Here is a 24,425-nt window from a genome sequence, read left to right as displayed (position 1 = left end):
AACCGCCCGGAGGAGGCCCCTTTGTCCGTTTTTCCGGTCAGTACATCTAGCAACTTTTAACCGGCGCAATCCGCTATGAGCGGGTAAGATGGCGAGCAACAAGATTCTGGGTATCGACCTTGGGACCACGAACAGCGCGTTCGCGGTCATGGAAGGTGGCGACCCCGAAATCATTGTCAACGGCGAAGGCGAGCGGACGACACCCTCTGTCGTCGCGTTCGACGACGGCGAGCGACTCGTCGGGAAACCGGCGAAGAACCAGGCGGTAAAGAACCCCGACGAGACCATCCAGTCGATCAAGCGCCACATGGGCGAGGACGACTACTCGGTCGAACTGGACGGGGAGGAGTACACGCCGGAGCAGGTCTCGGCGATGATCTTGCAGAAGATCAAACACGACGCCGAGGAGTACCTCGGCGACGAGATCGAGAAGGCCGTCATTACCGTCCCGGCGTACTTCAACGACCGACAGCGCCAGGCGACCAAGGACGCCGGGGAGATCGCCGGCTTCGAGGTCGAGCGCATCGTCAACGAGCCGACCGCGGCCGCGATGGCCTACGGCCTCGACGACGAGTCCGACCAGACCGTCCTCGTGTACGACCTCGGGGGCGGCACCTTCGACGTCTCCATCCTCGATCTCGGTGGGGGCGTCTACGAGGTTGTCGCCACGAACGGGGACAACGACCTCGGTGGCGACGACTGGGACCACGCCATCATCGACTACCTCGCCGACGAGTTCGAGGCCGAACACGGCATCGACCTGCGCGACGACCGGCAGGCCCTCCAGCGGCTGACCGAAGCCGCCGAGGAAGCCAAGATAGAACTCTCCTCGCGCAAGGAGACCCGCATCAACCTCCCGTTCATCGCGACCACGGACGACGGGCCGCTGGACCTCGAACAGAAGATCACGCGTGCGAAGTTCGAGTCGCTCACCGAGGACCTCATCGAGCGCACCGTCGGCCCGACGGAGCAGGCGCTCGCCGACGCGGACTACACCAAGAGCGACATCGACGAGGTCATCCTCGTCGGTGGCTCGACGCGGATGCCCCAGGTGCAAGACCAGGTCGAAGAGATGACCGGGCAAGAGCCGAAGAAGAACGTCAACCCCGACGAGGCCGTCGCGCTGGGCGCGGCCATCCAGGCCGGCGTCCTCTCGGGCGACGTGGACGACATCGTCCTGCTCGACGTGACGCCGCTATCGCTGGGTGTCGAGGTCAAGGGCGGCCTGTTCGAGCGACTCATCGACAAGAACACGACCATTCCGACCGAGGAGTCGAAGATCTTCACGACCGCTCAAGACAACCAGACGCAGGTCCAGATCCGCGTCTTCCAGGGCGAGCGTGAGATTGCCGAGGAGAACGAACTGCTCGGCGCGTTCGCGCTCTCCGGCATCCCGCCGGCCCCCGCGGGCACGCCCCAGATTGAAGTGTCCTTTAACATCGACGAGAACGGGATCGTCAACGTCGAAGCCGAGGACAAGGGCTCGGGCAACAAGGAGGATATCACCATCGAAGGCGGTGCTGGCCTCTCCGACGACCAGATCGAGGAGATGCAACAGGAGGCCGAACAGCACGCCGAAGAGGACGAGCAGCGCCGCGAGCGCATCGAAGCGCGCAACGAGGCCGAAGCGTCCGTCCGCCGTGCCGAGACGCTCCTCGACGAGAACGAGGAGGAGATCGACGAAGACCTCCAGTCCGACATCGAGGCGAAAATCGAGGACGTCGAGGAAGTCCTCGAAGACGAGGACGCCACGAAGGAAGACTACGAGGAGGTCACCGAAACCCTGAGCGAGGAACTGCAGGAGATCGGCAAGCAAATGTACCAGGACCAGGCCCAGCAGGCCGCCGGCGGCGCAGCGGGCGCTGGTCCGGGCGGCGCAGCCGGGGCCGGCGGAGCCGCTGGGCCAGGTGGCGCAGCAGGCGGCGCTGCAGAGCAGGGCGAGGAGTACGTCGACGCCGACTTCGAAGACGTCGACGACGAGGACGAGGACTAACAGGACGAGGCCGAGTCGTCGGCTCGGAAGATGAGCGAAGCGATATCTTCCGGTGTTTCGAGACGTGAGCGGAGCGAACGTCTCGAAGACGATGACGAAGAATAAGTCGTTTTCACCAGCTCGTTAGACGTGTCTGGCGGGCTCGCAACGGTGAACGGCACATATTTTTTGAGTGCCGGAAGTACTGAAGCTGAATCCACGGGTCTGGGGAGCGTTGTCGGATTCACGAAGCGGTCGGATTGGGTCAGTAGGAGTATCTGTTCAGTACATGGCTGCGTTCCATCATGTTGAGTTGACAATCGCTGTGAGCGGGCACATCGCTGTTCCGATCCTCCTAACCAAGGAATCGGAGTATTAGTAGGGATCGCCTAGCGCAGGTAACCCTGATAATCAAAACAGTATAAGATAATGAAAATAGCGCATATATATCAGATAGTCGAGCGTACGGCCGCACAGTGAGCAACCAGAAACAGATACAAGCGCAGCGGCTGAGCACCCACCTCGACGCGGTGCGACACGAAGACCGTCGGCAGATACTCTTAGCGATACGTGACACGGAGCGGTGGCGGCCGTCCATCTCGGAGTTCGACGGCGGTCGGACACCAGTGGGCGAGCCGGCAATCCCGGCGGACCTCTATCACCGGCATCTCCCGAAGTTAGCGGAGATAGGGCTCATCGAATGGGACCGGGAGACCCACTGGGTAACACGCGGCCCGGAGTACGAGCAGGTCCGACCGCTCCTTGCGTTCCTCTCCGAGAACTACGACGAGTGAGAGATAGGGTGGGCAAAATCCCGAACTGCGTTGTTCGCTAATCCTGTTCGAGTGGCGTCATTTCCACGACGCCCTGCGAGAGGAGGCGGCGCGCGATGACGATGAGTCCGTTTCTGAGTCCGGTCGCGAAGATGGCCTGTTCGTCGCCATTCTGCGGGTCAATTGAGCTGACGAGCATTGCCGACCGATCGACGAGCAGGAGCCGGCCGACAGCAGCGTCTTCCTGCGGTGTCATCTCGCCGCGGAGCCAGTCCAGTTCCGACAGGAACGCGGTCGCGCGTGGGATTTCCTGTTCCACGCGGTCCCGTATCGAAGCGGACCCGCTTCCGACGATAAGGTCGATATCCGAGTCGATGGAATTGAGTTGCTCGATCAGTGGCTCGGTGAGGACCGCGTCGGAACCGATGACGAGGACCACTTCGTTGGTCGTGTCGCCGATGATTGCCGCGGCACGGTTCTCGATAGCTTCGGACCCGGTGAGCGACCAGACCTCCTGTAGCTCGGCCTCGTCGTCGTCGGACTCGATGCTTCCCATCTCGCGTAGCGCGGACTGGAGGCGTTCGACGCGCTCTTCGTACTGATCGCGGAGCGTTTCGGTGGCCTCGGAGAGCGGGACGGCCCGGAACTGCTGGGGACTGGAATGCTGGACCTCGACCAGCCCCTTCGCTTCGAGAATCCGGACGGCGTCGTAGACCCGCGTTCTCGGGACCTCCGTCACCTCGCTCAGTCCCTTCGCTGTACCGCTGGACATCCGAGAGAGTCCGACAAAACATTTCGCCTCATACTCTTTCAGGCCCAACTCCTGGAGTAAACTTACTGCTTCTTCGTGTGTTGCATCAGATGTCATGTGTCCCAACCTTCATCTCGGTGGAAGCCGAGGATGTGTAGAGAGATGACGCCCACAGGTAAAAGACGTTGTTACTGTAACACTGTCGGCTCTCGTCTCAGTGAGCGGTGGTCGACGAACGATCCACGGTGTATCGTAACTGAATGGGCCTCTAGCCGTTGTAATCGGTGATGTGTGTCGACGTTGTTTCTACGCGACAGTTATATTTACTCAATTAATCACACAACTGTTATACATGGGTCCTGACTATGAGTAGTTGGCACGCAGCAATCTATGTGTCCCAACCACATCTGCTGCGTGCTACTTTCAAAAAGTCGGTCCGACAGGCTTTGAGCGATGTGTCCGGAACGTGATTCGGCCGAAGCGGATCGCTGTCAGATAGAACTCAGCAGTCATCTCGCTGCCCGTAACTTCACCGCCCGATGGAAACAGTTCACTCCGAAAAGCAAGTTCATCAGATAGCTATTGTATCAGCCTACGGTTATAAACTGTAACCAGTACTGTACATTCGCGGACACGTAACCGGTGTTCACTCGGGTATTAGGTAGCCGTATTATACATCACATATCCAACTGATGAATTGACAGTAGAATTAATATGATAGATAGACATATTTCCAGTAATGAGTGGGTCCGACAGGCGGCCCGACCGGACATCTGACGACCCGGACACCCTCCACGCGGAGTTCGACTGGGACGTTGTCTCACCGTCAGTCGCGGTGATGCAAACGGTCGCGATCGCGGCTGACCGAGAGGCCATAGAGCTATCGCCCCTCATCGAAACGCTCGATCCGGACGCGCTTGACGAGCTATTTGTCCATGCATCAGGTCCGGACAGAGCCGTCTCGCTCTCGTTTCAGCTGGACGACTACGCAGTGACCGTGACCGGAGCCGGGGACGTGTATGTCCGCACCGGGCCCGTCCGTTCGTGACCGTTTGCAGGACAGGCACACCACCGATGGCGGCCGGTGACGCTTCCCGGAGACGCTATACGGACCCGCCCGTGAGGTGCAAACAGTCAGCCAGTCTCGTTACCGAGCGTCACTGTGTCGAGCGTCGTCGTCCGCTCGCCCGGCGCACCGAGTGGGCGGCCGGTCCAGCGAACCGCAATCGTATCGCCGCTGTCGAGGAAGAAGCCGACGGAGACGTCGCCGTCAAGGTAGTTACCGTCACCGTCTGAGTCCACGCGCGGGTCGTCAAGAACGATTGTATCGTCAGATTCGACGGGTAGCTGGTCCGCCTCAGCCCACGTCAGCGTGGTCGAGCGGTTCCGGTCGGCATCAGTGACGACGAGCGCCAGCGCGTGCGTGCTGGTGTCCGTGAGTCTGTCCCCGCCAGCGTGGGTAAGCGTGACCGCCCCTGCCTCGGCGTCGAACTGGCCGTCGATGGTGACCGACGGGGACGCCGTCCGCAGGTCCGCGCCGGGGCCGACGACGAGTGCGGCCAGCCCGACGACGGCCAGCGCCGCGAGCCCCCAGACTGCGACTCGCTCGACCGTGACGAGACCCCGGTGACCACGCGACGACTCAGGATTCATTGCCCGAATCCTCCCCCGGCACGGAAATAAGCGCCCCGGTACGGTCCGAACGCTGGAGTCGTTAGTTGAATGTTCGAGGACCCGTTCAATTGGACCACGGTAAAGAGCTATAGTAGCCATTGAACAGCAATGCACACCTGATCGCACGACAGCAGTGTGATCAGTGTGTAAGCAGTACAGTCAAACACTACTAGTCGGCAACCCGTTCTTTTGAAGTAGCTCAATCGTCTAAGCCTCGTACAACGAATGAGTCAGGATTTCTACGAGATACTCGGTGTCTCTCGGGACGCCTCCGAAGACGAGATCAAGGAGGCCTATCGAGAGAAAGCCCGGGAATACCACCCGGACGTGAGCGACGACCCCGACGCCGAGGAGAAGTTCAAGAAAGCCAAGAAAGCCAAGGAGGTCCTTACCGACGAGGAGAAGCGCCAGATGTACGACCAGATGGGCCACGAGCGCTTCGAGCAGGCCGAGAAGCGCGGCGGCGCTGGCGGTGGCGGCGGCCGCGGCGGCATGGGCGGGGACCCGTTCGGCGGCGGCGCTGGCGGCTTCGATATGCAGGATATCTTCGACCAGTTCTTCGGCGGCGGTGGCCGCGGTGGGCGCGGTGGCAGCCGACGGCGGCAGGGCCAGGACCTCCAGACGCGACTGGAAATCGACCTCGAAGAGGCGTACAACGGCGCGACAAAGCAGCTGAACGTCACCCGGCCGGAAGCCTGCGACGACTGTGACGGGGCCGGGCATCCGCCGGGGGCCGACTCGGAGACCTGCCCGGAGTGTAACGGGCAGGGCCAGACGACGCAGGTCCAGCAGACGCCGATGGGCCGGGTTCAGCAGCGGACGACTTGCCGCCGGTGTGACGGCGAGGGAACGCTGTACGACGAGACGTGTTCGACCTGTCGGGGCAACGGCGTCGTCCAGAACGACGCGAGCCTCGAAGTCGAGATCCCGGCCGGCATCGCCAACGGGCAGACGCTCCGGATGGAGCGCGAGGGCGCGCCCGGCGAGAACGGCGGCCCGAACGGCGACCTGCTCATCGAGGTGAGCGTGCGCGACCACCCGGACTTCGAGCGCGACGGCGACGACCTGCAACACCAGCAGGCCATCTCGTTCCCGCAGGCCGTCTTCGGCGACACCATCACTGTCCCGACGCTGGACGGCGAAGTCGAAGTCGACGTGCCCAGCGGGACCCAGAGCGGCGAGGTGTTCCGACTGGAGGGCAAAGGAATGCCGCGACTCCGCCGACGCGGCAAGGGTGACCTCTACGTACAGGTGCAGGTCGTCACGCCCGACAGCCTCAACGCCGAACAGAAGGAGGCCCTCGAACAGTTCGCGGAGGCCGGTGGCGAGGAGGTCGACGTCGAGGAAGGCTTCTTCGAGAAACTGAAGAACTCGCTGTAGTCAGTCGCCGCTCGCCGGCGTCCCGTCTGAGCCGGACTGACCCTCGTACTTCGCAAGCGCCGCCGAGAGCGCGGCGTCGGCATCGACATCGAGTTGTTCACACAGCGCGAGCAGCGCGAACAGGGCGTCGCCGAGTTCCTCCTCCCGTATCGACAGCGCCGTCGAGTCGGTACCGTAGCCGGTCGTTTCGTTGACTTCGGCCGCGATGTCACCGAGTTCAGCCACCACGTCGAGCAGCCGGTGGGCGGGCGGTGTGTCGAAGTCATTGTATCTGAGCACGTCGGCGACTTGTTGTTGCCTTTTCATTTCTAGAGCGTGGAGGGGGCCACTTATATCGGCTTTGTGGCCGCGCTGTTTTTCATCGGCGGGACCGAACGACGACACATGCAGGTACTCGGTGACCTTGTCGCGCAGGCCCGCGACCGCGACGGCGTTCTCTTTCGCTCGCCGGAGCGGTCGACACCGTACAGCTACTCCGATTTCGCCACGAACGCCTGGAAAGGCGGGAATCTGCTGCGGCACTACGGCGTCCGGCACGGGACGCGGGTCGCCGTCGTCGTCGGCCCGAAAGAGCCGACTGACGAGGACCAGCTGGGCTACCTTCGGGACGGGCCGGACGCGCTGCTTGCCTTCCTCGCGGCCGCGCTCGATGGCGCGGTCGTCGATATGGACCCGCCGAATGCGGTCGATGCGACAGCACTGGTCGCACCAGCGGCGTGGCTCGACCGCTACACGCAGGGGCCGGGAACGAAAGGATTAGCATACGGCGGCCCAGTCGATGATCCCACCATCGCCCAGTTCGAGCGGGAGCTGTGGAGCGAGAACCCGCTCCAGCCGCCGGGCGAAGTCGCGCCCGAGGACAACGTGCTGGCGGCCGACAGAACGTACACGCACGGCGAACTCATGGCCGAAAGCGGTCGTGTCGTCGCAGACTACGATATCGGCGCGGAGACGACTGTCGCGCTCCGGGCACCGATGACGACGGCGGGGGCAATCATCGCCGGACTGCTTGCACCGATGCGGGCCGGCGCGACGGTGGTGTTCGGTGGCGACGAGACTGGGGATATCGCTGTTGCTGACGGGGATGCGCCGGAAGAAACCGTTGTTCGGCCAGACGACACGACGCCGTCGTAGCTCCTTTTAATCGTCCGCTACGGGGCCGTTTAGCGAGTCGCGCGGTACTCGCCGTGTTTGACGCCGAGCGCTAGAATTAGCGCGAAGACGACTATCTGCCCGACACTGACGGGAAGTGCGATACTCGAAGGCATTCCCATGAACGAGCCACTCACCATTACCCCGACAAGGACGAGAAAGGCGATTGCAGTCTTTGTCGTATCGAATTCCATAACAGCCGATCATTGGAGCCCGGGTCGTCTAAACGTTGGCTTTGCGGTTACTCTGTCGGGCGGACGAAGTCCGCAAGCGTCACCAGTAGGCCGAGCACCCACCCCAGCGGGATAGAGATGCCGAGCCAGATGATGACGTAGGCGATACCTTCCCGGTCGAAGTTCTCGATAAAGAACTCAGCGACGCCGACGGAGGCCAGCACCTCGTAGAGGAACCACCGCGACAGCGAGTCGCTCGCTGGAATGACGACCGAGGCGACGGTCGTCGAGTACAGCGCTGCGACGACCGGCGGCAGGAAAATGGCCGTCATAGCGAACGGATATGCCAGCGCGACCGTCGTCCCACGGCCGCCGACCCGCCGGAACGTGACCGCGAGCGCGCTCGATAGCGTCGCAACGCCGCCGGCGACAACCACGGCGGTGAACCCACCCGACACGAGGTCGATACTCCCCGGTTCGAGTCGCGCGAGAGCCGCCAGGCCACCCCAGGCGACGACGGAGAGGAGAACGACACCGACAACGCCCAGGCGGGTCGCCGTGCCGTCGATGCGACGGGTCTGGTAGCGCAGGACGACGCCACACAGTACCAGCGGATACACCAGCGCGATGACTGGGACCCCGAGCGCAGACCAGAGGCGATAGAGGGCCAACCCGACCGAGGAGTCCGGCGTCCACGTCCCGAGGACGGTGTCGTTAGCGTTTCGCTGACGTGGATACACGAGTTCCATCCACGTTTCGTGTAATCTATTGAGGTCGATACGGATCCCGCCGACGACCCCGTGGCTTCCGGTAGACATACCGGTGGTTTCGTTCTACCGGCGTTAAATGTTTCACGGCAGCCGTGGCAGTTGTGATATGCTGTGAAGAGTACTGCCCCGATTCGAAACCGACATATTCAGGACGGGGAGTCACAAACGGTCAGGTATGACAGACGGTAGAGCGGACGTGTCCCGTCGGGGCTTCCTGCGGACGGCGGCAGGGGCCACGGCTGCGTCGGCCGCAGCAGGCACCGCGACCGCACAGGAAGGCACCGAGGGCGGCGACGGCGGTGGAGGCGGCGGCGAGCCGGACTACGGCGGTTTCCTGGACCAGGTAGGGAACTTCGACGGGTCGACCGTCGACGCAACCGGACAGGACACAGCGACGGTGGAGGTCGGCGTGCAGGCCAACGGCGGAGCCTTCGGCTTCGGCCCGCCCGCAATTCACGTCGACAACGGCGCGACCGTCCAGTTCGAGTGGACAGGTAACGGCGGCGGCCACAACGTCGTCTCGGACGGCGACGGGCCGCTGGACTCCGGTAGCGCTGTCTCAAGCGCCGGCGTCAACTACGAGCACACCTTCGAGGAGGACGGCATCTACCCCTACGTCTGCGTGCCACACGAGAGCCTCGGCATGAAGGGGGCCGTCGTCGTCGGGACGGACTACCCAGCGAAGTCCTCCGGCGGCGGTGGTGGTAGTGGGAGCTCCGGCCCGCCGGAAGTGCCAAACAGCGCGAAAACGCTCGGCGTCGCAACCTCGTTCGTGATGGTCGCGACGCTCGGACTCGCGTACTTCTTCATCCGGTACGGCGGCGACTACGAGACGCCCGAGTAACGCTCCGTCGCCGCGTTACACCGAATCCGGACCGGCGTGAATATCCAGATCGACGTCCCGTTCCTGCCCTTCGAGGTCCTCGACGACACGTTCGACGATTTTGGTCGCCTCTTTGCGGATGAGCGGCTTGACTTTCTCGATGACCCAGTCCATCGAAACGAGTCTGGGGAGGTCGACGGCATTGTCCGAGGCCGACCCGGGGTCGAACGCAACGTGAAACCGCACCCGTGACGCCGTCTCCACGTCCGCCGGGACGCCGTCCGGGTCAGGCTCGACTGCCCAGTACCCTTCGGCGTCGATGTCCTTGACGATCCGCCAGTCGATGCGCGTCGGCGGTGAAACGTCAGTCACCGCCGACCGAGCGGTGTAGGAGAGCTTCCACCACGAGAACACGAGGTCGTAGTTCGTCCCCGGCGAGCCGTCGCCGTCCTGTACCACGCGATCGAGATACTCCGAGTATCGCGCGTAGCCCGGAAAGTCCAACAGAAACTCGTAGACCTCTTCGGGTGGGACGTACACGACCGTGCTGACCTCGACTTCGTCCACGTCTGTGACACCGGATGTACTGAAGGTAAACTTTCGGGCATCGAACCCCGGCCGTGGCCGCGCTTTTTGCCGAAACATTTCCACAGAGCATAATTACGAACAGAAAATATTATCACTCTGTATTGGATATGGTGACAGTACCATGAGTGCATCCGATATCCAGTCCGCTGATACCGACAGCGAGCACGAGACCAGCGGGTGGGACGCCGTCCGCGATCTCCCGCCGAGCGCGAAACTCGTCGCGAAAGTCCTGGAGTACAACGAGACTCTGACTCAGAGCCAACTCGCCGAGGAGACGCTGCTGCCACCGCGGACGGTCCGGTACGCACTCTCCCGCCTCGAAGATGTCGGCGTTATCGACTCCCGGTTTTCCTTCGCCGACGCGCGAAAACGGATCTACACGCTGCAGGTCGAGTAGCCACCCGACACGACTCACGTCGAGTAATCGAACCCTGTATTCCGCGCCAAGAACCGTTTTACCGCTCCTTGTCGCCCGTTGACAGTGTGAGGACAACGTTGATTAGTCAGCCTCACAAGACATCTGGTATGAAAGTCGTCCTGATTGGTGTCGGGCAGGCTGGCGGGAAAGTAACCCAGTCGCTTGCCCAGTTCGATTACGACATGGGGTTCGACGCTGTCCGGGGGGCCCTCGCCGTTAATACGGCGCGAGCCGACCTCCAGAACCTCGATATCGACACGGCCCTTATCGGACAGGACCGCGTGAAAGGTCACGGCGTCGGCGGTGACAACGAACTCGGGGCCCAGATTATGCAGGAGAACGCCACCGAGGTGCTCGACGAACTCGACGGGCGCATCACGACCGAGGCCGAGGCCATCGTCGTCGTCGCCGGACTCGGCGGTGGCACCGGCTCCGGCGGCGCACCGATGCTCGCCCGCGAACTCAAGCGCATCTACGAGAAGCCGGTGTACGTCCTCGGCATCCTCCCCGGCCGGGACGAAGGCGGTCTGTACCAGGCAAACGCCGGTCGCTCGCTCAAGACCGCCGCCCGCGAGGCCGATTCCCTCCTCCTCGTCGACAACGACGCCTGGCGGGGCAGCGGCGACAGCGTCGCTGCCGGGTTCGAACGCGTCAACGACGCTATCTCCCAGCGGGTCGGCCTGCTGTTTGCCTCCGGCGAGGCTGTCGAGGGAGTCGGTGAGAGCGTCGTCGACTCCTCAGAGATCATCAACACGCTCAGGGGCGGCGGCATCGCCTCCATCGGCTACGCCAGCGCCGAGGCCAGCGAGGACGCCGGCGAGAACGTCAACACCATCACCAGCGTCACCCGGAAAGCCCTCCTCACGAGCATGAGCCTGCCCAACGCGGTCAAGGCCGACTCGGCCCTCCTCGTCGTCGCGGGCGACCCCGAACGCCTCTCGCGGAAGGGCGTCGAACGAGCGCGCCGCTGGGTGGAAGACCAGACCGGGAGCATGGAGGTCCGGGGCGGGGACTTCCCGCTCGGCTCCGACAAAATCGCGTCGCTCATCGTCCTTTCGGGCGTCGAACGGTCCGAACGGGTCGACGAGTTCATGAAGCGCGCCCGCGAGGCGGCCGACTCCCAGGGCGGGACGACCGACCCGGACGAGTTCACAAACGACAAACTGGACGGACTGTTCTAAACTGTTTTCGGCGCAGATACCGGAATCACTCGACTGAGACGGCAGCCTCAGGCGAGGCTGCTACCGTCGAACTTCGCGCGGTCGAAGTCGTGGTCGAGCAGGTCGAGAACGGTCGGCGCGATGTCGTAGAGGTCGGCGTCTTCGATGCGAACGTCCGGGTCATCAACCAGGAGCGTCGCGTTGTCGAAGCTGTGCATGCCGTTTCGCGGCCCGACACCGAAGACGTCATCGGAGCCCTTGAATCCGGCCTTCAGGTCGAACCCGTGGTTCGGAACGACGGTGAGATCCGGCGCGATGTCATCGTGGTCGCCGCGGAAGGCGTCTTCCTTGGTCACGACACGGTCGGCGACCTTCTTGCCGTCCGGGCCTTCCAGCGATTCGAGTTTCTCCTTGAGGTCCGCACGGACGGACTCGTACTCGGATTCGGGAACGCTGCCGTTCGGTTCGCGGCCCTCCAGATTAATGTAGAAGCGGCCGGGGATGAGCGAGTAGGCTTTCGTGTCCTCGCTGATGTCGCCGAGTTCGGAATGGTCGTCGGTCGCATAGTCGAGCCACCCCTCCTGCTGGAGCCACTCGTTGAAGTGAACCTCGTAGTCGAGGGAGGTGAAGCCGTGGTCCGAGGCGACGACCATCGTCACGTCGTCGGGGAGTCGGTCGCGTAGGTCACCGAGATAGGCATCGACCTGCTTGTAGAACTCGAAGAACGCCTCCTGGTTCTCGCCGTCGCGCTCGTAGTCTTTGAACAGGAAGTGGTTGACCCGGTCAGTGGTCATGAACACCCCGAAAAACAGGTCCCAGTCGTCCTGCTCGACGTAGTGTTTGAACGCTTCGTAGCGTTTTTCTAGCGTCTTGTGGGCGTCCTCGACGAAATCGCTCTTGTCGTCGTCGTGGCCGAGTTTGGCGTTGACGTCGATCCGGTAGTCGCTGTCCTGAAGGTGATCTCGGAGTTCGTCCGGGTAGGCGGCCTTGTCCACGCCCGGTGAGAGGAAGCCCGAGACCATCCGCTGGACGTTCCGCTGGGGTGGGAACGTGACCGGGACGTTCAGAACCGTCGCGTTGCGGCCATCATCGGTGACGCGGTCCCAGAGACGCGTCGCCTGCACGTCACGCCCCATCGGGACGTAGGTGTCGTATGACCCGACCTCGCGGTCCTGAAAGCCGTAGACACCCGTTTGTCCGGGGTTAACGCCAGTCGTCAAAGCCGGCCAGCAGGCGCTAGACTCGGGCGGGACGATGCTGTCGATGGGGCCGGCGCTTCCGTCCGATGCCATCTCCGTGAGGTTCGGGAACACGTCGGGGTGTTCGTCGATGAGGCTGAACGGTACGCCGTCAATGCCGAAGAAGGCAACACGCGGTGCGTCGTCTCCCTTCAATCGGTCGAATAATCCCATACGACCCGTTAGTCAGGTCAGGAACAAGAAACTTCTTTTCGGAGCCGCGTCACCGAAAGCGGCAAAACCATCGATACAGCCCACGCTCAGGACGACTGGTCCGCGTTCTCCGGAACCACGGTCAGATGTGCGATTCCGGGTGTCGACCGCCGCTCGACTCGCGGAACGACAGTCGTGTGGTCCAGCGCCGTGTCGGTGTCATCAGTAGCCATACACGTATCGATAGTAGTTACACGGACAAAAAATTACCCATGCTCATACATAATCGGAGACACCTGCCGGTATTACTTCTGGAAATACGGCGGCGGTGGAACAAAACCGCAAAAATGTGGTCCCGGAAGCGTCAGTTGAACTCTTCGTCGTACAGTTCCTGGGCGTGGACAATAGCGTCCTTTGCGGCTTCTTTGTCCTCCCAGCCCAGCGTTTCGACTTCTTTGCCTTCTTCGAGGTTCTTGTAGGTCGAGAAGAACTCGTCGATCTCGTCGAGGGTCTGCTGCGGGATGTCGTCGAGGTCCTCAATGTGATCGTAGCGCGGGTCCTCGATCGGAACTGCGATGACCTTATCGTCTTGCTCGCCGTCGTCGTCCATCTTCATCAGGGCCACGGGACGGGCCTCGATGACACAGCCGGGGAACGTCTGGTCTTCGACGAGGACTAACACGTCGAACGGGTCCTCGTCGTCGTAGTACGACTGCGGGATGAAACCGTAGTCAGACGGGTAGTGAACGTTCGAGTGGAGAACACGGTCGAGGACGACACCAGGGATGTCCTTCTCGTATTCGTACTTGTTACGCTCGCCTTTCAGGCACTCGACGACAGCGTAGATCTCTTCGGGCGGGTTCGGTCCAGTTTCCAGGTCTTCCCAGAGGTTCGTCATCACCGGCGACTGCGCGACGCCGTCAAAAAATCCTTTCGTAATAGCCACAGCTATTCGGTATTATGCGCTATATAACCCAATAATATCTAACTATAGATATATTCTTAGATTACACTTACTACCTGTAAACGACAATCTGAAAGCAGATTAATCGGAAACTCAATTTAACTGAACCCATATAATATAACTTTCTCGATATTATTGTACCTGCTAGTTGTGTGGTGGTTAATGCCCCACAGCAGGCGTTGTGCGCCAGAGTTAACAAGTGTTAAATAGCTTGCTGACATTTACTCAACTATGTCAGAGGCACAAACAGTTACTGACAGTCCGGGCATCGCAAAAGAGCTTACCGCTTTTCAGCAGAATATCCTGGTAATACTCGCTGAAGAGCCACGGTATGGTCTCGCTATCAAGCGCGAACTGGAAGAATACTACGACGACGAAGTCAACCACGGTCGTCTGTACCCGAACCTCGACGACCTCGTCGAGATGGGGCTCGTCGAGAAGAGCGAACTCGACAAGCGAACGAACCAGTACTCCCTGACCGAGTCGGGCAAGGACGCAGTCCTCGACCAGCTCGGATGGGTGTTCGGGAAGTTCATCTCCGATGACGGTCGAGCCGACGAACTCCGTGACCTGATCGCGGCGCAGCAGTAGACTCGCATCTGGGCACCTGCGAACTACTGTTAATCAATTCTTAATGCGAACCAAACGCTGACTACCGGCGGGTATACCGAACGGTTACGCGTCGGGGACGCGGCCACCGGCTTCTTCCACAGTGAGACGGATCGACTGGTCGAGGGCCGACTGTTGTTCCGCAGTTGGCCACGCGTTCCGCCGGACGTAGTCGTCCCGAAACTCCTGGATTTCGTCCGGTGTCGCCTCCGAGATGGGCTTCGCGTAGTGGTTACCCATGAAATCGGCGAGCAGCTCCGCGTTGGCGCCGTGTGTCTCACCGTGTGTTTCGGTCACAGCTTCGACGACGGCTCGGTTTGCAGCGTCGATTTCCGCCCACTCGTCCGGGTCGCCGGGGCCCGAAAGCCGTATCTCGACGCCACGGTCGATGTCGTCGACCCGCTCCGGACGGATGACGCCGTCATCGACCCATTCGACGGGATGGCAGACGAGTACGTCACCCGTCTCGTCGTTTCTGATACGGGCAGTGTAGTCGTACTCCGCGAGGATTTCGTCGCGTTCAGTCCTGTAGGCGTCGGCCTCGGCATCATCAACTACTTCGCGAGCGAGCCTGGTCAGCCGTTCGGCCTGTTCGGTCACATCTGTCGGCAGGTCAGTCATCGTCGAGTGCGTCGTTAGCTAGTTCGTCTGCACGGTCGTTTATTTCCCGCGGAACGTGCTCGATCTGCCAGTCGTCAAAGTCTGTCAGTAGCTCGCGGACACGGACACGGTGCTCGCGCAGTTCGGGGTCGTTCGTATCCCACTCGCCACGGACCTGTTTGACGATAAGCTCTGAGTCACCCCGGATATGGACATCGTCGAATCCGTAATCGCGTGCGACTTCAACCGCGCGGATGAGCGCCTTGTACTCCGCCTGGTTGTTTGTCGCCGTTCCTATCGTTTCTCCACCCTCCGTGACAATCCCGCTGTCGTTGACCAGCACGTAGCCGACCGAGGCTGGTCCCGGGTTACCCCGCGATGCGCCATCAAAATATGCATGGACGCGCCCGCCGTCAGTGCCGCGCAGCAGGGCCTCAAGTCGTGCAGTCCCCTCACCCTGTACGACGACTTTTCCGTCGTAGGCGACCGCCGTCGCGCCGCCGTATTCGACGCGCCAGCGCTCGTGGTCAGTGTTTCCCTGTTGGATGTCGAGTCCCGCGTCCGCCAGTCGCTCGCGGGCCGTCGTCTCGTCGCATTCGATGACCGGCATTGTCCGAGGGTGGCTGACCCGTCGGTATAGACGTTGTGGTCGGCCCGTCAGTTTCCGGCGTTTCTGCTGATTCGCTCGGCACCGGTCTGTCGACCCTCTTCACCGCCGAGTACCCGACCGAGAACACCGACCAGCCCGCCGACGGTGACAACGGCTCCGGCGGCGAACATTATCGACAGGATTGGGTCGACAGGCTCGATGAGGATGGGTGAGAGAAACAGGACAATCCCGGACAGAATGGCTATCGCCGCTGCAACGGGGCTTACCTGTTTCCCCGACGAGACGCGGTAGGTGGAGTGTGCGAGCGTGAGGGCCGCGAGTTCTCCGACGAGAAGGTTGACGAGCGCCTGCTGGTACGCGACGGGAATGACGGCAGAGACGAATACGACGACCATGCTGACCAGCGTCGCGCCGAGGAGGAACCACTTCGTTGTATTTACCATGATTTATATCACCTGTTGTTACTCAATCCAACCCTGTAAGAGTTGCTCTCCCACGGACCGCCGGAAAGGTTCTTATCGGGGAGGACCGAAGGCGTGACAGATGCAACTCGACGAGTTCATCGAGGGGTTCGAGGAGGACGAAGCCGCACAGCGGCGCCGCCTCGCGGCGGAGAAGTCCTACGCCATCACGGACCACCTCGAAGACGTCGAGCGGCAGTTCGAGGCCGCAGTGCAGGGCGATTCGCTGTTCGGATCGACAGCCCCGGAGATATTCGTCGGCCGGTCGGGGTATCCCAATGTCTCGACGGGCCTGCTCTCCCCGGTCGATACCGACGCCGCCGCTGCCGGGTTCGCGACCAGCGGCGACTGGTACCAGGAGGGACTTGGTATCGAGGACGTCCTCCAGCGCCGGACCGGCATGGTGAACTCCACCCAGACGACATCAGTCGATTCCGTCAGCGCCGGCGGCGGGCGGGGCGGTGGCGGGGTTCACGACGTCTGGAACGGCTTCGTCGGCGTCCAGCGAGAAGTCGCTATCGCGGACCATCCCGTCGATGTGGAGGTGGGTCTCGACGGCACTCCCGAGATGGATGTGAACTTCGACGACGTCGGGACGCCGACGGGGCCGCGCGCCCACGCGACTGGTGCCGATCTGGCGGAGAACCCCCACGTTCCCCGACCCGTCGAAAAGACGCTGTCGGACGACGACTGGCGCGCGGAGGGTGCGATGGCGTATCTGTACCGACGTGGGTTCGACGTGTACGACATCAACACCATCCTCTCGGCGGGCGCGCTCGGGCAGGCCAGCGAGCGGTCGCTAGTGCCGACGCGGTGGTCGATCACCGCCGTCGACGACACGGTCGGGCAGTACGTCCGCGGGACGCTCCGCAACGCCGACACCATCGATAAGCCGGAGTTGTGGTACAACGAGTACATGGGAAACCGCTACTGGGTGGTGCTTGCGCCCGGCCGCTGGGAGTTCGAACTCGTCGAGATGAAAGCCCCCCAGAGCGTCTGGAACCCCCGTCCCGAGACGGGCTACTACATGTCCAGTGCTCACGAGGGCTACGAGGGACGGACCGCCTACGTTGAGGAGACTGCAGGGGCGTACTACGCGGCTCGACTCGGCGTCCTCGAACACCTGCAGGAGCGCGACAGACAGGCGAAGTGTCTGGTGCTGCGGGAGATCACCGACGACTACTGGGCCCCGGTCGGCGTCTGGCAGGTACGCGAGGGTGTCCGCAACGCGTTCGACGGCGAACCCGGGACCGCCCAGTCCTTCAAGGAGACGCTGACGGCCATCGCCGACCAACTCCCCGTCACCCTCGGGCAATTACGGCGCAAGTCCGAACTGGTCGCCGGGCTCCAGTCGCAGTTAAGCGATTTCTAACAGCGCTTCGCGTTGCGGTAAACGACCCGTATCCAGCAACCGTTATCGGCGTCGCCCGCTGTCACCGTCACCGGCGTCGTCCCAGGCTGAAGTGCCGAATCCGCTCTCGTCGGTGTCGTCGCTCCAACTCGGTTGGTCAGTATCGCTGTCTCCTATCGGTTCATCCACGCTCGGAGTGGTCCCTGTCGTGGCTGGCCCGGACCCGTGTGTCCCGCCGGTCGCAGTCGTGGGTGCGAGCGGCGGTTCGCCGTACTCCTCCTCGTATGCGTCCGCGAAGCCACGCCCCCAGACGTACATGATGGCCGACTGGCCGACGAACGCGAGGAACGGAACCGCGAGGTAGCCGACGATGGTGAATCCCAGAATGGTCGCTCCAACGGAGACGATGACGTTGACCGCAAACGCCATCACCACGGCCATCAGCATCGTTCGACTTGTCCCGACAGACGAGAGAACATCCCGGTCAAAACCCGCAGCGATACTATCAGCCCGGACGAAGTTCCCTGTCGCGACGGGCAGTATCACTGCCATTGCGAGAACGCCAATAAAGTAGAGCAAGGCAGCAATGAGAAAGCCAAGGAGCAGCAGCCCCCCTGAGTCGCCGAGTCCACCGCCGATAATCAGCAGGACCGGGAGAGCGAGCACGAGGGTGAGCAAGAGACCGTACCCCATAACGACGACTGTATGTCGGACTCCGTCGACAGTTATGTCGACCAGATCCAGTTCGTCCCAGGCGGGTGGAGCGTCAGTCTCGCCCCTGAGGACCCGGCGCATCACTTCGAGCATATATCCCTGGAACGTGAACAGCGGAACGAGCAAAAAGCCGAAAAACAGTACGACGCCACCGAGGGCGACGCGTTTGACCCAGTCATCGCCCTGTGTCTGGTAGCGAAGTGCGTCTTCTATCATGTTCAGTCAGTCTTAAGATAGGTTCAAATAAGTTGTGTAATCAGTGAAAGCTGCGATCCAGACCTCGCAGCTCTCGGACCAATTCAGTGCGGGCAACGGCGTGGCTCAGGTACGATCGGTGCTGTGTGGCGAAACCTCGACGAACGCCGGGGTATCGACTGGCCCGGCACAGACTGGGCATCCAACAACCAACAGGCGCTCTCGAACGCCACCGTCGACCGTTGCACACGCATCACAGTTCGGGCACGTGAAGCGGTACTCCGGCATGTACTCAGGCACGGACTGGGATAGCCGAAGGAACTGCCCCCTCAATGTGGAGGGACTATACGTACGTGGGGGCGTTCCACCCACGGTCGGCCCGCCAGCCGCTGCTACCGGCCGGTGGAGAGTCTCGGATATATAGACCACAATAGCGGTCTTAGGAAGGGTTATTCCGCTCGCTCGGAACTATTACGCGATGACTGATACGCCCCTGAAGTTCGGATTCGTCTGTGTCCAGAACGCGGGCCGAAGTCAGATGTCCACAGCGTTTGCCAAGCGAGAACGCACCCGACGCGGACTCGAAGACGAGGTCGAAATCCTGACCGGCGGCACAGACCCCGCGGACGAAGTGCATCCGGAAGTCGTCGAAGCCATGCAAGAACTGGGCATCGATCTGTCTGACCGGGCCCCACGACCGGTCTCGGACGACGAACTCAACAGTTGCACCGTCGTTGCGACGATGGGGTGTTCGATGCTCGAACTCGATGCCGACATCGCAGTGCGTGATTGGGCGCTAGAGGACCCGCACGGGCAGTCGGTCGAGCGGGTGCGGGAAATCCGCGACGAGATAGAGAAGCGTGTCGCCGACCTGTTCGACGAGTACACCGGATAGCTACCACTCGACGTACGTGAGATACTCGCCCTGTTCGTAGGCCAGAAGCCACGTCCCGTAGCTATCCGTGACCTCGATTCCCTCGTGCTCCCGAATGCGGTCAGTGACCGATTGGAAGGCTTCGTTGTCCTCGAAGTATCCGCCGTCGATGGCCTCCTCGACGACCTCTCGTTCGGCGTCGGAAAGGCCTGAGAGGGTGAACAAGTACTGGTCTCGAATCTGGTCAGCAAACGAGGCAACACCCGACGCGACTTCCGTCGCCTCGTACCGGTATTCGGTCTCTGTTGTCGTTCGTGTACTGACCGTAACCCGATAGCGGTCGCCGTCGTGGACGATAATATCGTACTGGCGCTCCGGAACGAACACCGACCCGTCGCCGACTTCCTCGGCGGTTCCGTACCCGACACCCACGTCGTACCCGTCCCCGGTGGGTGGGTTGTCATCCGAGATGATCGAGTCAAGGCGCTGGCGGTCCGCCGTCGGCAGCTCTTCGTAGGCGATTTCGCCGATTTCAGCCGTCGAGTTAGCCGGATCGAAGTCGATCCGTACCTCGTACACCGTCACGTCGCTACTTTCGAGTGCCGTCTCCGAAACTTCGTAGAAGGCATCGTCGATCCGGACGGTATCGGTCTGGTCGAACAGTTCGTATCGCCCCCGGCGCGTCGCAGAGCCGTTTTCGATGGCCTCCGAGGCGACCGTGTACTCCGCCGACTCGGGACCGGGCGACATCGAAACTTCGTCGGCGATGTCGGCCGCTGTCGCGTCGTCCATGTCAAGCACGACAGAGGGATGACCGCAGCCGGCGACAGCGACCGAGAGGAGGGCTGTTCCGCTCGCGAGGAACTGACGTCGTCGCATGCGCTTACTGACAGGCAGTCAAAAGGAAAGTTTTCCGGGTGTTTTTTTCCGGTCGGAATCGTGCAGACACGCCTCACTCGAGGGAACAGCCTGAGCTGCAGTAAGCGCCAGACGGCGGCAGGGTCCGCAAGGTTCCCTTGCGAGTTGATAAATAATTCCTTCAACAGGGTTTTTCAATTCCGCCGAAATCGACGGACTACGGCACTTTAGCGCCGGTTCTGGTAAAGTCAGGAACGGGAAGAACTCGGTATGGGCCAACGCGGATTTGAACCGCGAACCTCCCGGTTATCAGCCGAGCGCTCAACCTGATTGAGCTATTGGCCCAACGCATTCTTTTGTACCCGAGGGGTATTGAAAAGGGTAACGTTTCGCGGCCGGTTAGGGATGTGAAACCGCGTCAGGGCTTCAGTTTTCGTCGCTATCGTCGAAGTCGACGTCAGTGGCTTCGGTGGGGTCGAAGGAGGTGCCGGAGCCGGAACCGGACCCCGAACTGGGGCCGCCATCTGGACCGGTCGCACCGGGGCCGGCCGGGCCGTTCTCGTCGTTAGGGAATCCGCCGACGTACACCTGGCCGCTGGCGAAACCGCTGGTCTTGGCATCGATGTAGGGCCGGACGACCCAGCGGCGCGTGGCAGCGCGGACGGGGTACCGGGTGAACGGCACCGCGAGCAGGAGGCCAACGAAGTCCGTCACCAGGCCGGGGGTGAGGAAGAACGCGCCAGCGGCGATGAGGAGGCCGCCGTCGATGAGTTCGTCGGTCGGGAGTTCGCCGACGGCGAGCCGCTGTTGTATCTTCCGAAGCGTCGCACGGCCTTCGGCGCGGACCAGCAGCATGCCAACCAGCGCCGTCAGAACGACGAGGGCGACCGTCACGAGCGAGCCGAGGAACGGTATCGCGACCGTCACCAGTAACACGATGTCGAACAGCGGGATGAGCAGCAATAGCCCGATGACCCGGAGCATACGACTGCTTGCAGGCCCGCCCCCAAACGCCTTTCGAGAGCAGGACCGAGCTGTCGACCGCCGGCGTAGCGGGTCAGCGTTCCCGCAGTCGGACTTCGACGGGGTCTGTGGGACTCAGTGTAATCTGCATCGCCAGCGACAGCGGCGGTTCGGTGACTGCTTCGGCGGCGTACTGTTGGGCGATGGTTGCCAAGGCGAGTTTGGCCTCCATCCGGGCAAAGCGCATCCCGATACAGTGGCGCGGACCGCCGCCGAAGGGATAGTAGGCGTAGTCCGGGAGCGACGCTTCGAGGTCGTCGTCCCACCGTTCGGGGCGGAAGGCGTCGGGTGCGTCGTACCACCGGTCGTCCCGGTGGACGAGCCACTGCGGGAGAGTGAGCTGGGCGTCCGTCGAGAGCTCGTACCCTCCGAGCGTCACCGGCTCTGTCGGCTGGCGAAACACCGTGAACGCGGGCGGGTACAGCCGCAGGACCTCGTTCAGCACGGCATCGAGATACGGCAGTTCGAACAGGTCTTCGGGCGTCGGCTGGCTGTTCCCCAGCGTCGCGTCGAGTTCCTCGTGCAGGCGCTGCTGGCACTCGGGGTTGTTCGCCAGCAGGAACCAGGCGTACGTGAGCGTCAGCGCCGTCGTGTCGTGGCCGGCGACGAGGAAGGTCAAGAGCTGGTGACCCAGTCGCTCGCGGTCCATCGTCTCGTCGTCGAGCGAGAGCAGCAGGGAGAGTACGTCGTCGCGCGCCTCGCGGGCGTGCTCGGCCTCGCGCTGGCGGGCGGCGATCACGTCGTCGAGCGTCGACTGGAACTCGGCGAGTGAGCGATTGACGGCACGGTTCGTCGGCGTCGGAACCCACAGCGGGAGATACGCCGACAGCGACCGCGGGTCCAGCCGCTTGCGTAGCGCGTCGAGTAGGGGTTCCAGCGCGTCAGCGGTGGTCTCGATGTCTACGTCTAACAGCGTCTTGCCGAGAATGTTCAGCGTCAGCGACTGCATGTGCGGGAGTACATCGATGCGCTGGCCGTCGCTCCAGCCCGCCGCCGTCCGGTCAGCGAACTCAGTCATCGTGTCGCCGTAGGCGGCGATGCGCTCCCGGTAGAACGCCGGCTGGAGCGCCGTTCGCTGGCGTTGCCACTCCTCGCCCTCCAGCAGGAACAACCCCTCGCCGATGAACTGCCCGAGCGTATCCTGAAGGAGTTGTCCCTTCTCGTAGGCGTCAGCATCGGTTACCAGCACTTGCTCGACGAGGTCTGGATGGCAGACGAAACAGCCCGTCGTCCCGGCCACGTTGTACCCCACGACGTCGGCCTCGTGGGCACCAGCGCGGTCGTAGAACCCCAGCGGGTCACGCAACATCGCAGCGGTGTTGTCGACGAACGGGACACGGCCGAGACGGGGCGGCCGGTCGCCCGGCATGACTGGTTCCGGTGGTTCGGGAATCGCCTGCTGGGAATCCATCGCCGACGTTTGGGCCACCCCGCCAATCGGTCTTTCGCCGGGAGTGAGAGGGCCTTTGTACGCCCACCGCCCAGACCTGGTATGGACGAATACGCACGCGACACCAAGGTCGAGTGGCGCGAGTGGGGCACAGCCCCGTTCGAGGACGCCGCCGAGTCGGGGAAACCGGTGCTGCTGGCGCTGACGGTTCCGTGGAGCGCCGAGTGCCGGGCGATGGACCGAGGCACGTATGGCGAGCCCCGCATCGCGGCCAACATCAACGACGGGTTCGTCCCGGTCCGCGTTGACGCCGACCGGAACCCACGCGTCCGGGAGCGGTACACGATGGGTGGATTCCCGTCGACGGTGTTCCTGACTCCTGAGGGCGAGGTTATCACCGGCGCGACGTTCCTCGGGCCGGACGGGTTCCGCGGCATTCTGGACTCCGTGCGAGAATCGTGGGACGCACAGGGCGCGGCGGCGGGCTCGGTTCCCCGACAGCTTCAGGACGAATCGCCGCCGGCCGGCGAGCTCCGGCCGCGCATCGAGGAGCACATGGTCGAGCAACTGCTTGGCGCGTTCGACGACGAGTTCGGCGGCTGGGGAACCGACGTGAAGTTCCCGCTGCCACGGACCGTCGAGTTCGCTCTCGTCCGGGCGCGAGACCAGGCCACCCGAACACTCGAAGCGATTCGCACGCACCTGCTCGATACCTACGACGGCGGCTTCTTCCGATACTCGACGGAGCGCAACTGGGGGAACCCACGGCGCGAGAAACTGCTGGACGAGAACGCCGCCCTAGTCCGGGCGTTCGCTCACGGCTACCGGTACACCGGGACTGAGGCGTACCGGGACGCCGCCCAGCGGACCGTCGACTACCTCACGACGACGCTGTGGGCCGACGACGCGTTCGCCGCGAGCCAAGCCGGGTCGGACGAGTACTACCGACTGGAACCGACTGAACGCGAGGGAACGGTGTCGCCAAACGTCGACGAGACGGTGTTCGCCGACCGCAACGGGCTCGCCATCGATGCCCTGCTGTGGGTCGCTGCCTACACTGACGACGAGCGCGCCCAGCAGTACGCCAGTCGCGCCCGGGACGCTGTCTGTGAGTCGCTGGTCGACGGCGGCGAAGTCGCCCACTACGACGGCGCGGACAGCGATACCGGTCTGCTGCTTGACCAGGCCCAGCTCCTCCAGGGCCTGACGACGAGCTGGCAGGTCCTCGGTGAGCCGGGGCCGGCCAGAGCTGTCGCCGACTGGACCATCGAGAACCGTCAACAGGACGGCGGCGCGTTCCGCGACGGTCCCGCCAGCGGGGCGGGGCTCTGTAACCGCTCGCTCCATCCGCTCGACGCGACAGTGGAACTGGCTGACGCCCTTGTCGACCTCGCGGCACTCACCGGCGAGGACCGATACCGCAACGCGGCGCTTTCAGCCGTCGAGTCCTTCGCCGGCGCAGCAGAACGGATGGGCGTCGAGGTGGCCGGCTACGCCGGCGTCGCGGCCCGCCTCCAGCAACCCCAGACGCTCACCGTCGGGGCCGAAGCGGGAACGGACCTCCACCGCGCGGCACTTCGGCTGGCCGACCACGAGACCACCGTCGTCCCGGAGCCGGACGGCGACGGCACGGCGCGACTCCTCGACGGGGACGCTATCGTCGCCGAGGGGACGACGCCGACCGACCTCGAAGCCTCGATAACTGGCGAACGCTGACACGAACAACGGCAGCAAACGTGGACAAACGGTAA

The 24,425-nt window shown here is 62.7% G+C and carries 28 protein-coding genes and 1 tRNA gene; 12 read left to right on the top strand and 17 right to left on the bottom strand.

What is annotated here, in order from left to right; translation table 11 throughout:
* Positions 1 to 88 precede the first annotated feature (88 nt).
* Both dnaK and SG26_RS10730 read left to right on the top strand, forming a co-directional pair.
* The gene (gene dnaK, locus SG26_RS10735; RefSeq protein WP_050037556.1) at positions 89 to 1,993 is read left to right on the top strand and encodes a molecular chaperone DnaK; all 1,905 of its coding nucleotides are present in this window, start codon (positions 89 to 91) and stop codon (positions 1,991 to 1,993) included.
* 455 nt (positions 1,994 to 2,448) lie between these two features.
* Positions 2,449 to 2,766, top strand: coding sequence for a hypothetical protein (locus SG26_RS10730; RefSeq protein ID WP_008310829.1), 318 nt, complete (start codon positions 2,449 to 2,451; stop codon positions 2,764 to 2,766).
* 37 nt (positions 2,767 to 2,803) lie between these two features.
* Here the strand turns inward: SG26_RS10730 and SG26_RS10725 are convergent, their stop codons facing one another.
* Positions 2,804 to 3,613 (bottom strand): TrmB family transcriptional regulator, encoded by an 810-nt coding sequence (locus tag SG26_RS10725; protein WP_050037555.1) that lies wholly within the window; start codon positions 3,611 to 3,613, stop codon positions 2,804 to 2,806.
* Between the two features lie 622 nt (positions 3,614 to 4,235).
* On the opposite strand from SG26_RS10725, the gene SG26_RS10720 reads away from it, so the two are divergent.
* Complete coding sequence (locus tag SG26_RS10720) at positions 4,236 to 4,544, top strand: HalOD1 output domain-containing protein (protein WP_014039543.1); 309 nt, start codon at positions 4,236 to 4,238, stop codon at positions 4,542 to 4,544.
* Positions 4,545 to 4,630: 86 nt separating this feature from the next.
* Here the strand turns inward: SG26_RS10720 and SG26_RS10715 are convergent, their stop codons facing one another.
* Positions 4,631 to 5,149: a hypothetical protein gene (locus SG26_RS10715; RefSeq protein WP_014039542.1), complete on the bottom strand. Its 519-nt coding sequence runs from the start codon at positions 5,147 to 5,149 to the stop codon at positions 4,631 to 4,633.
* Between the two features lie 246 nt (positions 5,150 to 5,395).
* Here SG26_RS10715 and dnaJ point away from each other — a divergent pair, with 246 nt between their 5' ends.
* A complete protein-coding gene (gene dnaJ / locus SG26_RS10710; protein ID WP_050037554.1) occupies positions 5,396 to 6,550 on the top strand; it encodes a molecular chaperone DnaJ in 1,155 nt (384 codons plus the stop codon).
* Here dnaJ and SG26_RS10705 read toward each other — a convergent pair whose 3' ends face one another.
* Positions 6,551 to 6,856: a MazG-like family protein gene (locus SG26_RS10705; RefSeq protein ID WP_050007456.1), complete on the bottom strand. Its 306-nt coding sequence runs from the start codon at positions 6,854 to 6,856 to the stop codon at positions 6,551 to 6,553. It lies immediately after the preceding gene.
* Positions 6,857 to 6,934: 78 nt separating this feature from the next.
* Between SG26_RS10705 and SG26_RS10700 the strand changes: the two genes are divergently transcribed.
* A complete protein-coding gene (locus SG26_RS10700) occupies positions 6,935 to 7,684 on the top strand; it encodes a hypothetical protein (protein WP_050038271.1) in 750 nt (249 codons plus the stop codon).
* A gap of 29 nt (positions 7,685 to 7,713) precedes the next feature.
* Here the strand turns inward: SG26_RS10700 and SG26_RS10695 are convergent, their stop codons facing one another.
* Together SG26_RS10695 and SG26_RS10690 are read right to left on the bottom strand one after the other, a co-directional pair.
* Entirely contained in the window at positions 7,714 to 7,896 is a 183-nt protein-coding gene (locus tag SG26_RS10695; RefSeq protein ID WP_014039538.1) for a hypothetical protein, read from the bottom strand.
* 47 nt (positions 7,897 to 7,943) lie between these two features.
* Positions 7,944 to 8,693, bottom strand: a complete 750-nt coding sequence (locus SG26_RS10690) for a hypothetical protein (RefSeq protein WP_014039537.1) — start codon at positions 8,691 to 8,693, stop codon at positions 7,944 to 7,946.
* A 127-nt stretch (positions 8,694 to 8,820) separates the two neighbouring features.
* Between SG26_RS10690 and SG26_RS10685 the strand changes: the two genes are divergently transcribed.
* A complete protein-coding gene (locus tag SG26_RS10685; protein ID WP_014039536.1) occupies positions 8,821 to 9,489 on the top strand; it encodes a halocyanin domain-containing protein in 669 nt (222 codons plus the stop codon).
* Positions 9,490 to 9,504: 15 nt separating this feature from the next.
* Here SG26_RS10685 and SG26_RS10680 read toward each other — a convergent pair whose 3' ends face one another.
* Complete coding sequence (locus tag SG26_RS10680; protein WP_050038270.1) at positions 9,505 to 10,035, bottom strand: type II toxin-antitoxin system RatA family toxin; 531 nt, start codon at positions 10,033 to 10,035, stop codon at positions 9,505 to 9,507.
* A gap of 142 nt (positions 10,036 to 10,177) precedes the next feature.
* Between SG26_RS10680 and SG26_RS10675 the strand changes: the two genes are divergently transcribed.
* Both SG26_RS10675 and SG26_RS10670 read left to right on the top strand, forming a co-directional pair.
* Positions 10,178 to 10,453, top strand: a complete 276-nt coding sequence (locus tag SG26_RS10675) for a helix-turn-helix domain-containing protein (RefSeq protein ID WP_014039534.1) — start codon at positions 10,178 to 10,180, stop codon at positions 10,451 to 10,453.
* 128 nt (positions 10,454 to 10,581) lie between these two features.
* Positions 10,582 to 11,655, top strand: coding sequence for a tubulin/FtsZ family protein (locus tag SG26_RS10670; RefSeq protein ID WP_008310846.1), 1,074 nt, complete (start codon positions 10,582 to 10,584; stop codon positions 11,653 to 11,655).
* Between the two features lie 47 nt (positions 11,656 to 11,702).
* Here the strand turns inward: SG26_RS10670 and SG26_RS10665 are convergent, their stop codons facing one another.
* The 3 genes from SG26_RS10665 to SG26_RS10660 form a co-directional block, all read right to left on the bottom strand.
* A complete protein-coding gene (locus tag SG26_RS10665; protein WP_014039532.1) occupies positions 11,703 to 13,046 on the bottom strand; it encodes an alkaline phosphatase family protein in 1,344 nt (447 codons plus the stop codon).
* 86 nt (positions 13,047 to 13,132) lie between these two features.
* Positions 13,133 to 13,258 carry a hypothetical protein gene (locus SG26_RS21960; protein ID WP_004518538.1) on the bottom strand — a complete coding sequence of 42 codons (126 nt, stop codon included), beginning with the start codon at positions 13,256 to 13,258 and terminating at the stop codon, positions 13,133 to 13,135.
* A gap of 131 nt (positions 13,259 to 13,389) precedes the next feature.
* Complete coding sequence (locus SG26_RS10660; protein ID WP_004593839.1) at positions 13,390 to 13,923, bottom strand: inorganic diphosphatase; 534 nt, start codon at positions 13,921 to 13,923, stop codon at positions 13,390 to 13,392.
* Between the two features lie 297 nt (positions 13,924 to 14,220).
* Between SG26_RS10660 and SG26_RS10655 the strand changes: the two genes are divergently transcribed.
* Positions 14,221 to 14,580: a PadR family transcriptional regulator gene (locus tag SG26_RS10655; protein WP_004518536.1), complete on the top strand. Its 360-nt coding sequence runs from the start codon at positions 14,221 to 14,223 to the stop codon at positions 14,578 to 14,580.
* A gap of 84 nt (positions 14,581 to 14,664) precedes the next feature.
* Here SG26_RS10655 and SG26_RS10650 read toward each other — a convergent pair whose 3' ends face one another.
* Genes SG26_RS10650 through SG26_RS10640 form a run of 3 tightly spaced genes read right to left on the bottom strand, consistent with a single transcriptional unit; the run spans position 14,665 to position 16,251 of the window.
* The gene (locus tag SG26_RS10650) at positions 14,665 to 15,219 is read right to left on the bottom strand and encodes a hypothetical protein (RefSeq protein WP_014039530.1); all 555 of its coding nucleotides are present in this window, start codon (positions 15,217 to 15,219) and stop codon (positions 14,665 to 14,667) included.
* Positions 15,212 to 15,808, bottom strand: coding sequence for a ribonuclease HI (rnhA, locus tag SG26_RS10645; protein WP_004964067.1), 597 nt, complete (start codon positions 15,806 to 15,808; stop codon positions 15,212 to 15,214). The genes SG26_RS10650 and rnhA overlap by 8 nt, the downstream gene beginning before the upstream one ends.
* Before the next feature lie 47 nt (positions 15,809 to 15,855).
* Positions 15,856 to 16,251: a hypothetical protein gene (locus SG26_RS10640; RefSeq protein ID WP_050037553.1), complete on the bottom strand. Its 396-nt coding sequence runs from the start codon at positions 16,249 to 16,251 to the stop codon at positions 15,856 to 15,858.
* A 100-nt stretch (positions 16,252 to 16,351) separates the two neighbouring features.
* On the opposite strand from SG26_RS10640, the gene nreA reads away from it, so the two are divergent.
* Positions 16,352 to 17,641, top strand: a complete 1,290-nt coding sequence (nreA, locus tag SG26_RS10635) for a DNA repair protein NreA (protein ID WP_050037552.1) — start codon at positions 16,352 to 16,354, stop codon at positions 17,639 to 17,641.
* Between the two features lie 42 nt (positions 17,642 to 17,683).
* Here the strand turns inward: nreA and SG26_RS10630 are convergent, their stop codons facing one another.
* Positions 17,684 to 18,550: a DUF4013 domain-containing protein gene (locus SG26_RS10630; protein ID WP_050037551.1), complete on the bottom strand. Its 867-nt coding sequence runs from the start codon at positions 18,548 to 18,550 to the stop codon at positions 17,684 to 17,686.
* Positions 18,551 to 19,007: 457 nt separating this feature from the next.
* On the opposite strand from SG26_RS10630, the gene SG26_RS10625 reads away from it, so the two are divergent.
* Positions 19,008 to 19,424 (top strand): low molecular weight phosphatase family protein, encoded by a 417-nt coding sequence (locus tag SG26_RS10625; RefSeq protein WP_050037550.1) that lies wholly within the window; start codon positions 19,008 to 19,010, stop codon positions 19,422 to 19,424.
* Here the strand turns inward: SG26_RS10625 and SG26_RS10620 are convergent, their stop codons facing one another.
* The 4 genes from SG26_RS10620 to SG26_RS10605 form a co-directional block, all read right to left on the bottom strand.
* A complete protein-coding gene (locus SG26_RS10620; RefSeq protein ID WP_050037549.1) occupies positions 19,425 to 20,282 on the bottom strand; it encodes a hypothetical protein in 858 nt (285 codons plus the stop codon).
* Positions 20,283 to 20,532: 250 nt separating this feature from the next.
* Positions 20,533 to 20,606 (bottom strand) — tRNA-Ile (locus SG26_RS10615).
* A gap of 81 nt (positions 20,607 to 20,687) precedes the next feature.
* A complete protein-coding gene (locus SG26_RS10610) occupies positions 20,688 to 21,245 on the bottom strand; it encodes an FxsA family protein (RefSeq protein WP_007189126.1) in 558 nt (185 codons plus the stop codon).
* 73 nt (positions 21,246 to 21,318) lie between these two features.
* Positions 21,319 to 22,695 (bottom strand): cytochrome P450, encoded by a 1,377-nt coding sequence (locus tag SG26_RS10605; protein ID WP_050037548.1) that lies wholly within the window; start codon positions 22,693 to 22,695, stop codon positions 21,319 to 21,321.
* Positions 22,696 to 22,776: 81 nt separating this feature from the next.
* Here SG26_RS10605 and SG26_RS10600 point away from each other — a divergent pair, with 81 nt between their 5' ends.
* Positions 22,777 to 24,390 carry a DUF255 domain-containing protein gene (locus SG26_RS10600; protein WP_050037547.1) on the top strand — a complete coding sequence of 538 codons (1,614 nt, stop codon included), beginning with the start codon at positions 22,777 to 22,779 and terminating at the stop codon, positions 24,388 to 24,390.
* The last annotated feature ends 35 nt before the right edge of the window (positions 24,391 to 24,425 follow it).

The sequence above is a fragment of the Haloarcula sp. CBA1115 genome (assembly GCF_000827835.1).
Taxonomy (GTDB): domain Archaea; phylum Halobacteriota; class Halobacteria; order Halobacteriales; family Haloarculaceae; genus Haloarcula; species Haloarcula hispanica.
Note: the sequence above shows the minus strand (reverse complement) of the source record. Positions and strands in the feature narration are given on the sequence as shown.